Origin of the sequence: Prosthecobacter sp., from assembly GCF_014879935.1 — a bacterium.
GTDB lineage: Bacteria > Verrucomicrobiota > Verrucomicrobiia > Verrucomicrobiales > Verrucomicrobiaceae > Prosthecobacter.
The window spans coordinates 34,328-48,001 of the sequence record NZ_JACSRD010000163.1 but is presented as its reverse complement, the minus strand read 5'-3'; the positions used below and the strand labels follow the sequence as shown (position 1 = coordinate 48,001).

11 protein-coding genes are annotated in these 13,674 nt (G+C 62.1%); 9 read left to right on the top strand and 2 right to left on the bottom strand.

All coding sequences use genetic code 11. The features are described from left to right. Nucleotides 1–36: 36 nt before the first annotated feature. The 3 genes from IAE77_RS15915 (at nt 37) to IAE77_RS15905 (ending at nt 5,456) form a co-directional block, all read left to right on the top strand. Entirely contained in the window at nt 37–747 is a 711-nt protein-coding gene (locus IAE77_RS15915) for a sigma-70 family RNA polymerase sigma factor (RefSeq protein WP_294228241.1), read from the top strand. Nucleotides 748–827: 80 nt separating this feature from the next. Continuing rightward, nucleotides 828–2,723, top strand: coding sequence for a bifunctional serine/threonine-protein kinase/formylglycine-generating enzyme family protein (locus IAE77_RS15910; protein ID WP_294228239.1), 1,896 nt, complete (start codon nt 828–830; stop codon nt 2,721–2,723). 120 nt (nt 2,724–2,843) lie between these two features. After that, the gene (locus IAE77_RS15905; RefSeq protein ID WP_294228237.1) at nt 2,844–5,456 is read left to right on the top strand and encodes a right-handed parallel beta-helix repeat-containing protein; all 2,613 of its coding nucleotides are present in this window, start codon (nt 2,844–2,846) and stop codon (nt 5,454–5,456) included. 5 nt (nt 5,457–5,461) lie between these two features. Here the strand turns inward: IAE77_RS15905 and IAE77_RS15900 are convergent, their stop codons facing one another. Together IAE77_RS15900 and IAE77_RS15895 are read right to left on the bottom strand one after the other, a co-directional pair. Continuing rightward, the gene (locus tag IAE77_RS15900; RefSeq protein ID WP_294228235.1) at nt 5,462–6,106 is read right to left on the bottom strand and encodes a DUF2490 domain-containing protein; all 645 of its coding nucleotides are present in this window, start codon (nt 6,104–6,106) and stop codon (nt 5,462–5,464) included. Nucleotides 6,107–6,110: 4 nt separating this feature from the next. Further along, nucleotides 6,111–7,415: an ATP-dependent 6-phosphofructokinase gene (locus IAE77_RS15895; RefSeq protein WP_294228234.1), complete on the bottom strand. Its 1,305-nt coding sequence runs from the start codon at nt 7,413–7,415 to the stop codon at nt 6,111–6,113. A 102-nt stretch (nt 7,416–7,517) separates the two neighbouring features. Between IAE77_RS15895 and eda the strand changes: the two genes are divergently transcribed. The 6 genes from eda to IAE77_RS15865 all read left to right on the top strand — a co-directional run bounded on the left by eda (nt 7,518) and on the right by IAE77_RS15865 (nt 13,615). Next, nucleotides 7,518–8,165, top strand: coding sequence for a bifunctional 4-hydroxy-2-oxoglutarate aldolase/2-dehydro-3-deoxy-phosphogluconate aldolase (eda, locus tag IAE77_RS15890; protein ID WP_294228232.1), 648 nt, complete (start codon nt 7,518–7,520; stop codon nt 8,163–8,165). Next, the gene (locus tag IAE77_RS15885) at nt 8,162–9,193 is read left to right on the top strand and encodes a sugar kinase (RefSeq protein WP_294228230.1); all 1,032 of its coding nucleotides are present in this window, start codon (nt 8,162–8,164) and stop codon (nt 9,191–9,193) included. The genes eda and IAE77_RS15885 overlap by 4 nt, the downstream gene beginning before the upstream one ends. 331 nt (nt 9,194–9,524) lie before the next feature. Next, a complete protein-coding gene (locus IAE77_RS15880; RefSeq protein WP_294228224.1) occupies nt 9,525–10,322 on the top strand; it encodes a hypothetical protein in 798 nt (265 codons plus the stop codon). Nucleotides 10,323–10,356: 34 nt separating this feature from the next. Beyond that, entirely contained in the window at nt 10,357–12,156 is a 1,800-nt protein-coding gene (locus tag IAE77_RS15875) for a M3 family oligoendopeptidase (protein ID WP_294228222.1), read from the top strand. 175 nt (nt 12,157–12,331) lie between these two features. After that, a complete protein-coding gene (locus IAE77_RS15870) occupies nt 12,332–13,324 on the top strand; it encodes a hypothetical protein (protein ID WP_294228220.1) in 993 nt (330 codons plus the stop codon). Nucleotides 13,325–13,327: 3 nt separating this feature from the next. Beyond that, nucleotides 13,328–13,615, top strand: a complete 288-nt coding sequence (locus IAE77_RS15865; RefSeq protein ID WP_345780988.1) for a PcfJ domain-containing protein — start codon at nt 13,328–13,330, stop codon at nt 13,613–13,615. Nucleotides 13,616–13,674 lie beyond the last annotated feature (59 nt).

Sequence of the window (13,674 nt, the reverse complement as noted above, 5' to 3'; positions counted from 1 at the left end):
TGCCGCGTCACGCCGCCACGACAAAGTGGCGGCGTCATGCCCTCCCGCGCTCCTTTTCCCGCCACTGCCTGGACTCAGGTGCTCACGGCTCAAACCGAGGCACCGGAGTCTCGTGAGGCGCTGGAGGACATCTGCAAAGCCTACTGGCCCGCGATTTACACCTACCTGCGAGCGCTCGGCTGCGAGCGTGAGGAAGCGCGGGACTTCACGCAGGAGTTTTTGTCGGAATTCATCACGAAGGGCGATCTCCACAAGGTCGCTCCAGAGCGTGGGAAACTGCGCAGCTACATGATGCAGGCCGTGCGCAATCATCTCTCGAATGCCCGCCGCGATGCCGCGCGGCAGAAACGCGGCGGCGGGCAGGCCATCGTGTCGATGGATGAGATGGAGTCCTTTGATGTGGCCGCCGCGCCGGACGTGGCGGACGCGTGGTTCGACCGCCGCTGGGCCTGGTCCGTGCTGCGTCGCTCCATGGACCGCATGGCCGCGCATTTCGAGGAACGCGGCCGCACGCCGCTCTTCGATGCGCTGAAGGCCGGGCTGGCAAATCCCGAATTGTTGAAACCTTACGCCGAGATCGGGGCTGCTCTGGGCATGACGGAAGGCCATGTGAAGATCGAAATGCACCGCGCGAGGAAACGCCTCGCCGATGAACTGCGCTCCGAGGTCGCCTCCACGCTCGAAAGCGGCGGCGATGTCGAAACGGAGCTGCGTTACCTGCTTTCCGTCCTCGGAGAAGTCGCGTGATGAATGACGAATGACGAAATCCGAATGACGAAATCCGAATGACGAAATCCGAATGACGAATGACGAATGACGAATGACGAATGAGTGACGCCGCCATCCAACCCTGCCCAAGCTGTGGAGCGGCGCTCGATGCCACGTTGCTCGTGAACGGCCTGTGCCCGGCCTGCGTGGCCCGCAGCATGAAAAGCGGCCTCATGGGCCTGCTCGACGAGCCCGCAGCCGAGAAAGAAGCCATCTCACTCGAAATCGACGGCTACGAAGTCCACGAACTCATCGGCGGCGGCGGCATGGGCGAGGTGTATCGCGCCAAAAGGCTGCACGATGGCCAGATCGTCGCCATCAAGGTCGTTGCAGGCCGTCTCACTCGCGATCCCGAGGTCACAGCGCGATTTGAAAACGAAGTCAGCGCCATGGCGCAGCTCAGTCATGAAAATGTCGTCCGCGTGCTCGATCAAGGCGAGACCACCGATGGCCGACACTACCTCGTCAGCGAGTTCATCGACGGCTGCGACCTCCGCCGCCTGCTCAAAGCGCAGCGCCTCGAAGCCGCGAGGGCCTTCGAGATCTTCGACAAGGTCTGCACCGGCATCGCCCATGCGCATGAGCGCGGCATCGTGCATCGCGACATCAAGCCCGCGAACATCCTCGTCGGCAGCGACGGTACCGTGAAAATCGCCGACTTCGGTCTCGCGAAGACCTTGGTGGACGATTCACACTGGTATGGCTTCACGCAGACACGCGACACCTTTGGCACGCCCTACTACATCGCCCCGGAAGTCACGCGACAGGCCGGCGTGGCCGATCAACGCAGCGATGTGTATGCGCTCGGCGTGCTGCTTTACGAGCTGCTCTGCGGCGCTGTGCCCATGGGCCAATACACACCGCTTTCGCAGCGCATCGACATCGACAAACGCATCGACAGCATCCTCGCCGAAGCCCTCGCCGACGATCCCCAGCGCCGCACCACCTCCGTGGCCGACTTGGCAGCTGAAGTGCGAAAAATCGCCTCGCGACATGCTTCGCGCCAAAAGCGCTCTCGGCTCGTTTTTGCCCTCGCCGCCGCTTTCGCCGTCCTCGGGCTCGGTGGAGCCCTCGGCGCGTGGTTTGTGCTCTCGCGGCACTTTGAGCCAGCAAAGCCCGTTTTCGCCAAACCGGCCTCCGCAGCCAAAGAAAAGCCTTGGGAGAACAGTCTCGGCATGAAATTCGTGCCGTTGCCGAAGCTCCCGCTGCTCATCAGCATCTACGAGACACGTTTGCGCGACTACCAGGCCTTCAGCGAAGCCGAAAACGCCGTGCTGCCCGACTGGCGCATGGGTCTCGCCAATCCGCGCAAACAAATCCGCGGCTTCACCAAAGGGCGCGAGGCAAAATCCGAGCGCAGCGAAAGACTCTCTACCTGGGACACACCCGGCTTTCCGCAAACACCCGACCATCCGGTCACGGGCGTCGATCTCATCGAAGCACGGCTCTTCTGCGCCTGGCTCACCTGGAAAGAGCGACAGGAAGGCCGCCTCACCAAAGAGCAAGCCTACCGCCTGCCCCGTGAGAACGAGTGGAATGAACTCGCCACGCTCGACACCACCGACTGGCAACGCGAAGACCCCGCCGCGCTCGCGAACTTCGGCGGCATCGAGGCCACTGAAGTGCAGCCCTGGCCTGAAGGCGCCCCTTTCTTCAATCGCCGCGATCCCTTTCCGCGCACCGCGCCGGTTGGCAGTTTCAAGCCGAACGCCCTCGGCCTCTACGACCTCTTTGGCAACGTCGCCGAATGGGTGGACACGCCCGCGCCCGACAGCGTCGGCGATGGCAACATCATCCTCTACGGCCTGCGCGGCGGCTCCTGGTCCACTGGCAATCCCCGCCAGGCCCGCCCCGATTACCACTACGGCATCCACCCCGGCCGCGCCCAAGTAAACTCCGGCTTCCGCATCATGCTCGATCTCGCGATGCAGCCCGCGACGACGAAGAAGCCGTAGCAGGAGTTTTCCAACTCGTGCCTGACACGGCCTGGAAAGTCCGTGCTACGAGAAGGCCCGCAAGATTGTCGCAACGCCCGCTCTTGCGAAGTTCATTTCCGCACGCCAGATCGAGTTCGCATGATCCGACTCGCCATCTTTTTCGCCTTCACCTCATCGCTGGTTGCCGCCGACCTCGTTCTGAAACCCGGGAACCTCGCCGCCGTGCTCGAACAAGCTCGCAAGGCACCCAAACCCGTGCGCATCGTCGTCGAGGATGGCATTCATCCGATCACGGAGACGATCACACTCGGCAAAGACGACTCGCAGGTGACGTGGAGCGGCAAAAACGCGGTTTTCATGGCTGGGAAGCCGATCACCGGCTGGGTCAAAGAGGGAGCGATGTGGAAAGCCGCGCTGCCGGACAAGGCGTGGAAGTTTGAGCAGCTCTGGATCAATGGCCGCCGCGCGACGCTGGCTCGCTCGCCGAACAAAGGCTACCACCACATCACCGAGGCCGTCGGAGCGGGTGTGTTTCCGGATCTGAAGGAGAACATGAACTTCCATGCCTTCAGCATCCCCTCCGAGCAGTTCGAGGTGCTCAAAGCCCTGCCGCAGGCCGAGCGTGACGATGTGTTGCTCACCGTGACGCATGCCTGGGCCGTGGGACAGTGCCGCATCAAGGCGCTGAACGACGAAGCGCTCGCCGTGCAGATCAAAGGGCGAGCGCGTTATCCGTTTGTCGAGTTCGAGCCAGATCAGCGCTGGTGGGCGGAGAATTTTCGCGCCGCGCTGGATGCGCCGGGCGAGTGGTTTCTCGACAAGGCGAAGGGCGAGGTGCTTTACCTGCCGTTGCCGGGCGAGGACATGACGAAGGCGGAGGCGATCGCGCCGGTCGTGACGAAGTTCATCGTCATGAAAGGCGCGCATGATGTGCGCTTTGAAGGCATCTCGTTTCAATACAGCCAGCATTTGTATCCGGCGGAGGGCTTGCACGATGGTCAGGCGGCGACGACAAGCGATGGTTGCATCGAGATCGAGGACTCGCGCGGCATTCACTTCAAAGACTGCGAGATCGCACACACCGGTCTGCACGGCATTTGGTTCAAAAACGGCTGCGCAGACTCGTCGGTGAAGCATTGCCGACTCCACGATCTCGGCGGCGGCGGCGTGTATGTCGGCGAGACGGGGCGTCCGGCGGATGCGCGGGTGAATCACCACCTCGTTGTCGATGACTGCATCATTCAGCATGGCGGGCGGCTGCATCCGAGCGCCTGCGGCGTGGTCTTCACGCACACGCAGCACTGCGCGGTCACGCATTGCGACATCGGCGACTTTTATTACACCGGCATCAGCGCCGGATGGAACTGGGGCTATGGCGACACCGCGTCGCGTGAGACGCTTGTCGAGAACAACCACATTCATCACCTCGGCTGGGCGTATTTGAGCGACATGGGCGGCTTTTATGGTCTCGGCACCTCGCCGGGCACGATCATTCGTGGCAATCACGTGCATCATGTGGCCGCGCATCGCTACGGTGGCTGGGGACTCTACAATGATGAAGGCGCGACGGACACGCTGATGGAAAACAACCTCGTGCATGACACCTGGAACGCGGGCTTTCACCAGCACTACGGCTACTTCAACACTGTGCGAAACAACATCTTCGCCTTCGGCAACTCCTCGCAGATCCAAGCCTCGCGAAACGAGGCGCGACTGCGCTTTCGCTACCTGAACAATATCGTCGTGTGGGACCCTGCGTCACCGCTGCTCGATGGCGGCGAGTGGAACTGGAAGCTCTTCGACAAGATCGATCGCGGCGATCCGAAGGACAGCCTCATCTTCAAAAACAACCTCTACTGGCCCACCGACGGCAAAATCCCCGCGAAGCTCACCAAAAGCCACTTCACCTGGGATGAATGGCGCAAGATGGGCCGCGACAACGGCAGCCAGTTTGCCGATCCAATGTTCGAAGACATCGCGAAACGCGACTTCCGCCTCAAACCGGGCTCACCGGCCGAAAAGATCGGCTTCAAGCCCTGGGACCTCACCTTGGCCGGAGTTCGCAAAGCCGACGCGAAGTGGCAAGAACTCGCCGCGAAGGGTCACGACTATTCAAACTGGGATACCGATGCCAAACCGTGGCCCGCGCCGTCTTTTGCGGTCGATCAAGACTTCGAGCACACCTCGCTCGGTCTGCTCGGCATCCGCACGGCGAAGTATGATCGCGAAAACAAAGGCGAGAGCATCGGCGTGACCGATGAGACCTCATCGCCATTCACACCCGGCGGCAAGCGCTGCCTCAAAGTGCAGGACGCGCCCGGTTTGAAGCACAGCTACGACCCGGTGCTCGACATTTACCCCACGACTTGGGAAGGCGGCGCCTTCCACATCGAGTTCGACATCATGGCACAGGACGGCGCGGATTGGTTCTTCGAGATTCGCGGCAAAAACGGCGAGTTCGCCGCCGGACCCTATGTGCGCTGGCAGAATGGCAAATTCGTCCCCGGTCTTGATGGCAAGGCCGTTCCCTTCGAGGTCGCGCCGAATCAATGGCTGCATATCGAACTCAACGCCGACACGCAGAAAGGCACCTGGACCGTCAACGCCACGCGACAGGATGGCGAAAAGAAAGGCTGGCTCACCTTCGCGGCCAAACCCGGCTGGAACAGCGCCAGCTACATGCTCTTCAGCGCCCTCGGCACGAAGAAAGCCGCGTTTTTCATCGATAACGTGAAGCTGGAGCGGCGCTGAGGGTCTTAGAATCGCATGCGCACGTAGGTGGCGAGCACGGACTCATGGTCCCACGTTGACTTCCTGGGGCGCAGGGAATCGATCATGTAGAAGACATCGAGGTCGGTGTTGGCAGCCAGTTTGAAGGTGAGTCCGAGCGGCACGAGACGGTTTTCGGTCCAGTTCTGGCGATGCAGGTCAAAGAGCCACTCATTGCTCGCGAACAGCCGCGTCAGCGGTCCGACGGGGTCTGGAAGCGTCCAGGAAAGCTGTAGCCGGTCGCGAAGGCGGTTGGTGGTGAAGGCCTCACGTTCGTTCAGGCGCCATTCCATGCGGTTGCGATTTTCGAGCAGGAGGTGTGGCGTGAGGTTGAATTTCGGATTCACCTCCAACTCGAACCGCTCCTGCCAGTAACGGTCATGCGTGGTCGTGTTCTCGATGCTCAAGGTTGAAAGCCCGATGCCCGTCTGCAGCCACGGGAGCGCCTGATATTTCAACCGCGGGCTTACGATCTGCACCCGGGAGCCGTCCTCGGTGTCGAGGAAGTTGCCCATGAACACGCCCGCGCTCCACGGTGGCGGATGCCACAGGTCCAGCATGGTCCACGCCCACCATTCGTCAGCCCGCAGGGCCTGCGGTAGGAGCAAGAGCAGCAGAATGAGCCGGGGCATCAGGTCACCTCATCATGGCGGGCTGGCCGGTGCACTCGAGCACGCTGTGCCACAGTTCCTGGGTGGGATCGACCTTCCGACGCCCCTGGATCACGAGTTCCAAGGGCAGATGCACGAACGAGCCATGCCAGCGGCCCACGAGCATGCCTGTCTTGCCGGCCATCGCCGCGTGCACGGCAGACTGGGCCAGCCGCGAGCAATAGACATTGTCCTGGGCGTTCGCGGGAACGCTGCGCACGATGTAGCTGGGATCGATGTACTTGAGGTTCACCTCGGTCTTGCGTGATTTGAAGAAGGCGTTGATGCGATCTTTGAGGAAGGTGCCGATGTCGCCGTATCGCTTGTTGCCGCTGGCGTCGGTGCCGTCGGCGGTCTGCATCAGATGCTGGCCGGCTCCCTCCGCCACGACGATCACGGCGCTGCCACGTTTCCGCAGGCGGTAGAGCAGCGTCTCCAGCAGGCCGCCTTCACCCTCCAGCTCGAAGTTCACCTCGGGAATGAGGACGAAATCGACATTGCTGCCCGCCAGCGCGGCGTAGCAGGCGATGAAGCCGGAGTCGCGCCCCATGAGTTTCACCAGGCCGACGCCATTCACCGCGCCGGTGGCCTCCACATACGCGCATTTCACCGCCTGCACGGCAGCATCGAAGGCGGTCTCGAAACCGAAGCTCTTGTCGAGGTAGCGGATGTCGTTGTCGATCGTCTTCGGGATGCCGACGACGGCCTTTTTCAATCCACGACGCTCGATTTCCTTCGTGATCTCCGCCGCGCCACGCAGCGTGCCGTCACCGCCGATGACGAAAAGGATGTCCACCTTCATGTCCTCCAGCGTGTCCACCATCTCACCGATGTCCTGCTTGCCGCGTGAACTCCCAAGAAGCGTGCCGCCGAAATGATGCGCCTGCTCCACGGACGACGGCTTCAGGATCAACGGCGTGTGGCCGAAGCTCTGCACCAGCCCCTCGTAGCCATAGCGGAAGCCATACACGCGTGACACGCCGTATTGCAGATGACTGCGCATCACGATGCCGCGGATGATGTCGTTCAGCCCGGGGCACAGCCCGCCGCAGGTGACGATGCCCATCGTTGTTCGATGGGGATCGAAGTAGATCATTTCCCGCGGCCCTGCCTCCTCATAGCTGGGTGTGGACACATCGCGGCCGTCTTCCAGCAGGTGGCTGTGATAGAGGATGCGGTCTGTCTCCTCGGATTTGAAAGGCGCCTCCACAGCGCCGATGCGGTGCAGGGGCGAATGAAAACGACAGGGGCCGAGCGACTGGATGCTCGTGTCAGGCGGGGCTGGGGTCATGTGCGGCCCGAAGACTGAGAGCAAGACGGATGCCAGCCGCGCATCTGCCGGCCGGCCGCACATGTCGGTTGCAAAAACGCGGGTCCCGTCCTGCTTCACGCGATGAATGACCACATCACCCATCACCTTCGCAGCGCAGGCGTCCTCGCTGTGCTCATGATCGACCGCGTGGAGGATGCCGTGCCGCTGGCCCGTGCGCTGCTCGCTGGTGGCGTGACCGCCATCGAGCTGACCCTGCGGACGGACGCCGCGCTCGAATCCCTCCGCCGCATCCGTGCCGAGGTTCCGGAGATGATGGCCGGCGTGGGCACCATTCTGACGCTGGAGCAGGTCGGCGACGTGATTGAGGCCGGCGGGAGCTTCGGGGTCGCTCCGGGCATGAATCCGCGTGTCGTGGCCGAGGCACAGCGGCTCGGGCTGCCCTTTGCCCCGGGTGTGTGCACACCGACGGACATCGAACACGCGCTGGAGGCTGGCTGCAAAGCGCTCAAGTTCTTCCCCTGCGAGCCCTGCGGCGGCCTGCCCTACCTGCGCACCATCGCCGCGCCGTTCATGCACCTGGGGGTGCAGTTCATCCCGCTGGGCGGCGTGAATGCGGCGAACGCGGCCACCTATTTGAAGGAGCCTGCGGTGCTGGCGCTCGGCGGCTCCTGGCTCGCGCCGAAGGATCTCATCGCCAAGGGCGACTGGCAGGCCATCACCGCTCTCGCATCTGAAATCACGGGCATCGTCAAACAGGTCCGTTCATGAGCCGCGTCGTCACCTTTGGCGAAATCATGCTGCGGCTCGCCACGCCGGGCTTTGCGCGTTTTCAACAGGCCATGCCTGGCGGCCTGAACGCCACCTTCGCCGGTGCGGAGGCGTCGATTGCCGCTTCGCTGGCCTATCTGGGTGTCGATGCTGCCTTTGTGACCGCCTTGCCCGATCACGCCATCGCCGACGCCTGCGTGGCCGATCTGCGCAGCCTGGGTGTCGAGACGAAACACATCCTGCGTGTGCCGGAAGGCCGTCTTGGCATCTACTTCCTCGAACACGGGGCCAATCAACGCGGCGGCAATGTGATCTATGACCGCGAATCCTCCTCCGTGGCCGTCACTCCGGCCTCCGCTTACGATTGGGAGGCGATTTTCGCCGGCTGCGAGTGGTTCGTGATCTCCGGCATCACGCCTGCGATCTCGCGCAACGCGGGCGAAGTCGCGCTGTTCGTCGTTCAAGAGGCCCGGAAGCGCGGGATCAAAGTCGTGTGCGACATGAACTACCGCACCAAACTTTGGCGCTGGGAACCGCCCTTCTCCGCACGCGAACTGGCCACGCGCACCATGCGTGCGCTGCTGCCGCACGTCACCGTTTTCGTCGGTGGCATCAGCGACGCCACCGCCATGCTCGGCATCGAGTTCAACGGCGATGTGAAGGCGCTGGCGCAGCAGATCGTGGCCGAGTTTCCAAATCTCACCCACGCCGCCTTCACCCTGCGCGATGGCAGCACCGCTGCCGCGCAGTGTTTCAGCGGTGCGCTCTACGAAGCTGCCACCGACGCGCTGCACACCGCGCCAACCTACACAATCACGCAGGTCATTGACCGTCTCGGCGCAGGCGACGCCTTCACCGCCGGCCTCATTTTTGCATTCCTCCAGAACTCCAGTGCTCCAACCGCGATTTCCTTCGCGACCGCCGCCGGATGCCTGGCGCACTCCATCGAAGGCGACTACAACTACAGCACCCGTTCCGAGATCGAAGCCGTCATGCAGGGCGATGGCGGAGGACGTGTGAGCCGCTGATGGCACGCCCATGAAACATGTTTTCGTTTCGCTTCTCCTGATCGCCTTGGGGGCCACTCTGGCGATCACCGGACACCGTCAATGGAGCGCTGCCCCGGAACGCAGCTACTCAGCTGTTCAAGCCAGGGTGCTGGACCACGAGGTCCGGCTCAACCGGCAGCGTTGGGACGACGACGTGCCCCGGGCAGTGGAGTTGGTGACTCGGGTGGCGGTTGAATTCGGGAATGGGTCCGCCGGCAGGGAGGCATCCGTTCAATCCTTCTTCTCCAGCAGCGAACTGGCGTGGAAATCGGCCCTTTCGAGACCCGTGGGCACTTCGGTTTCTTGCCTCGTGGCACCCGACCTCAAAAAGGGTGTTTTTGACAGTTTCACACCCTCCGGTGACATGCTGACTGTCATCATCGGCAGCGTGATTTTGCTCGCTGGCATCGTCCTGCTGCTGCCGTTGCGTCCTCCGCCTTGGGGGCAGCCCGTCCTCGTCACGAGTGTCCTGCTGCTCTTTTTCATTGCGGGCGTTTTCATGGCCTCGCACTTCTGGCCTGCGGTCGCCCAGCATGTCAAAGCAGCGGACTGGGATCTGGTGCCTTGCAAGGTGGCAGCCCATCGCAGCATCCGGTCAGGAAAGTCCACCACGCGCGAGTTTTTGGTTCGCTACACTGCCGAAGGCAGACAGCGCGAGGCAGTCTTGAACGGTGCTTTCTTCGGATGTGGCGTGGAAAACCGTTCCGCACGTCAGTGTCGCGTGAATCCGGAGAAGCCGTGGCAGATCACCTTGAGCTGGGGCTGGCGTCCCGGGCTCGGCATGGCGTTGTTTCCTGTGCCATTCATCGCCGTCGGTTTTTTGGGATTGTCGATTCCGTTCGCCACGCCACTGCGGCGCCAAACGAAAGCGAGGAGGAACATCAAAAGCCTGCCACGAAAGCGGTGGAGCGAGCCGGCCGGGCTCGCGCTGGCTCTTGTTTTCGTGGGCTCCATCGTCGGCGTGTTTGTGTCTCTCTGCGCTGAGATGTGGCTGGAAGCTCATGAGGCACGCTGGTTCCTCACGCTTTTCCTCATCCCGTTTGTCGCCTGGGTTTTGAAGATCGCCGTGACTTTTGTCAGCAGCATCCGCAAAGCCCTGCGCTCGTGATTTGCACGGCGGCCGATTCGTCGTATCAGGCCGCATGGCAACCACATCCCTCACCACACCCGACCGCTGGTCCCTCGAATCCTGGTTCTCCGGCTTCGGCAAGGCGGATTACATCGACTTCAAAGCCGCGCTGGTGGCCGACATCGACGCACTCAAGAAACGGGCCTCGGCTCTCGGCAGCGACGCGAATGAGATCGTCGGTGTGATCAACACGCTCGAAGCCGTGGGCGACCGTCTCGGCCATCTCTCCGCCTATCTCGGCTGTCTGTCAGCCGATGATGCCAATGACGAGGCGGTGAAAGCCGATGAGGCGTGGATTTCGACGCTGGAGGCCGAGAACACCAAATTGCTGGCATCCCTGCGGTCCGCGCTCGCGGCCTTGAGTGACGCGGCGTTCGATTCGATGCTCGCCGAATCGTCATTGAAGGATGCGGAGCACACGGTGAAGCGTCTGCGGCACGAAGGACAGCATCAGATGAGCGCGGAGATGGAGTCGCTGGCCGCCGATCTCAACGTGAACGGCCTGCACGCCTGGGGACGGCTCTACGACACGCTCACGGGCAAGATGGAGTTCGAAATGACCTTTCCGGATGGTCACAAGGAAATCGTGCCGATGTCACGTCGCCGCGCGCTGATGTCTGAGCCGGACCGCAAAGTGCGTGAGGCAGCCTTTCACGATGGGCAGAAGCCCTGGAACGAACACGCCACCACCCTCGCCGCCGCTCTGAACGGCATCGCGGGCACGCGTCTCAGCCTGTATGGTCGTCGTGGTCTGCCTCACTTCCTCGACACCCCGCTGTTTGACGGTGCGATGAGCCGGAACTCCCTGGATGCGATGCTGGAGGCCATTCACGCGAACATCGAGCTGCCGCGTCGTGCCATCCGCAAAGCGGCAAAGCTGCAAGGCACGGCCGCTTTGCACTACTTCGACCTCGAAGCGCCGCAGATCGCCGCGCCGGACGAAAAAGAACTCACCTGGGACGAGGCCTGCAAGACCGTGGATCACGCCTTCAGCGCCGCGTATCCGAAACTCGGTGCCTACTTCCGCGAAATGCTCGCGCAGCGCTGGATCGAGGCCCAACCGCGTGCTGGGAAGCGTCCGGGCGCATTCTGCACCGGATCACAGCTCAAGCACGAGGAGCGCGTCTATATGACCTTCCACAAAACCGTGCATGACATGGTCACGCTCGCCCATGAGGTCGGTCATGCGTGGCATTCGTGTGTGCTGCGTCCTGCACGCTCGTTCGCGGCCGGCTATCCGATGACACTCGCGGAAACCGCGTCGAATTTTGGCGAGATGATCCTCCTGGACGGCCTCATGAGCGACCCTGGCATCACCGAAGCCACGAAAGCCTACCTGCTCGACCAGGAGATGCTTCGCGCCCACGCCTACCTGATCAACATTCCCATGCGCTACGAGTTCGAGAAGGCCTTCTACACCGAACGCGCCGGCGGTGAGCTGTCCGTCTCGCGTTTCAGCGAGCTCATGAGCGAAGCGCAACGCAAGCTCTACGGCGACACGCTGCTGCCCGACGGCACCGACCCGATGTTCTGGGCCTACAAGATGCATTTCTTCATCACCGGCGTCTCCTTCTACAACTTCCCCTACGTCTTCGGCTACCTGCTCAGCCAGGCGCTCTTCGCCCGCTTCAAAGCCGAAGGCGCGGCCTTCCTGCCACGCTACGAGGCCTTCCTCGCCATGACCGGCAGCGCCACGTGCGAGGAAGTCGTCAAAAAGACGCTCGGTGAAGACCTCACCAAGCCCGACTTCTGGGCCACGGCGCTGAAGGCGATCGAGCCTTCGCTGGTGGCGTATGAACGCGTCGGTTTGTAAAAAGTTCGACAACGACTGGCGGAACGATGCTGGTGCGCTAGCATCGGCCCGCCATGATTCTGTTCTCATTCGCCTGATACTGCCCACTCGCTGAGGTCCGGCCACGATGCCGGGAACGAGTTATCCGCTGCACGAACGTGGGCGGATCAAGTCAGGCCGTTTGTCATAGAGAATCATGAATCCCCATCACGGGCGCGCATCGACGCGCCCACAGGAGCTGGTAATGCCGGTGATCCTTGCTGGTCGCGCATGGACTGGGCGCCGCATCTCAAACAATTGTCTCCGCCAGCATTGTCACGCCCTGGTCCGAACCTTTCGTCGTGCGGATCTGAAGGGGCTCCAAGCAAAGTGCGCGCGAATCTTCACGGTGTTGGAGACTCGAAGTCGAATTCTGCACGAAATTCACCCCAACGAGATCGCCATCGTGGCGGCCGTGGCGAGGCTTGGAGCCTATGCCGGCTGCTGGCTGCGAGATCCCGAGGATTGGCTGCCTAGAGCCGAGGATGATGCTCATGCCCAATGGGCACACCTGTTGCGCCACCTGCTGGCCCGCTATGACGTGCCCGGTTTTCTCGACTCGGCGTGGCTGCTCAAAGGCAGCCTTGTTCATTTTGAACGCGATTGCTGGTGCGCGCTTGGGTTTGGGCGAAGTCTCCGCCAGGTGGACGGATTCCCACAGAGCGTTTCGAACCGTGTGCTCCATCACGCGCTTGTCGGTGGACGCGGAAAGAGCCTCGCCGAGGCTGTCTGGCATGCGCAGTTACAGCATATGAAGGCCTGTGCTGTCCTGCAGGATGCGGTCATGGGAAGCCGGGTGCCGCAAGAGCTTTACGATCATGCTCTGTGGCTGCGTCTGACCGCGAAATTCGTCGGCGCTGGTGATTCGGCTGCCACACACTTTGCCCTTGTGGCCGACAGTATCGTCGCGGTGAAAGCACATCGTGGTTTTGCGCAGGTCGAACGCCTCATGGCTCTTCCGCTGACTGACCTTGTCCGGCACTGCCAACGGTTTGTTACCGAGTTGTTGAGGTCGAACGGGCATCTGCTTTCCCCTGAGCAGCTGCGTGCGGCGGCTGAAAAGGCGCAGTTGTCCAAGATGGTGGCCGCGACCTGGCCGCCGTTTCTGGGCGGCGAGGCGCTTCGGTCAGGGCATCTGAACACCTGTTGACGGATTGATGAGCTGTCTTCGCTTGCCTCATTGAAGCAAGAGGGCGTCGCGATGAGCCATTGTGTCTTTGGCTACGCCCGCCGCTGCCGGGAGGGCAGCTCGGCCATCTTCAGCCTCCGTCATTTGGAGATCGCCTCGGACGGTGCCACGCGGGCCGTCTCCTATGCCACCATCGAGGTACATCCACCGAGCCGCAAAATCGTCCAGATCCGGGCTTTTCGAAACCGGCCGGTCAACAACTCGTGCCAACGCATGATCCACGAGTGGGCACGACAGAACAACCTTTGCTGAGATGGCCACTTTGCTTCGCCTGCTAGATCCCGTCACAGTGCCTCGTTTGCCACAGCTTC

Coding starts and splice junctions, on each gene's coding strand:
- IAE77_RS15915 (WP_294228241.1), top strand. CDS start 37: ATGCCCTCCCGCGCTCCTTTTCCCGCCACTGCCTGGACTCAGGTGCTC.
- IAE77_RS15910 (WP_294228239.1), top strand. CDS start 828: ATGAGTGACGCCGCCATCCAACCCTGCCCAAGCTGTGGAGCGGCGCTC.
- IAE77_RS15905 (WP_294228237.1), top strand. CDS start 2,844: ATGATCCGACTCGCCATCTTTTTCGCCTTCACCTCATCGCTGGTTGCC.
- IAE77_RS15900 (WP_294228235.1), bottom strand. CDS start 6,106: ATGCCCCGGCTCATTCTGCTGCTCTTGCTCCTACCGCAGGCCCTGCGG.
- IAE77_RS15895 (WP_294228234.1), bottom strand. CDS start 7,415: ATGACCCCAGCCCCGCCTGACACGAGCATCCAGTCGCTCGGCCCCTGT.
- eda (WP_294228232.1), top strand. CDS start 7,518: ATGAATGACCACATCACCCATCACCTTCGCAGCGCAGGCGTCCTCGCT.
- IAE77_RS15885 (WP_294228230.1), top strand. CDS start 8,162: ATGAGCCGCGTCGTCACCTTTGGCGAAATCATGCTGCGGCTCGCCACG.
- IAE77_RS15875 (WP_294228222.1), top strand. CDS start 10,357: ATGGCAACCACATCCCTCACCACACCCGACCGCTGGTCCCTCGAATCC.
- IAE77_RS15870 (WP_294228220.1), top strand. CDS start 12,332: ATGAATCCCCATCACGGGCGCGCATCGACGCGCCCACAGGAGCTGGTA.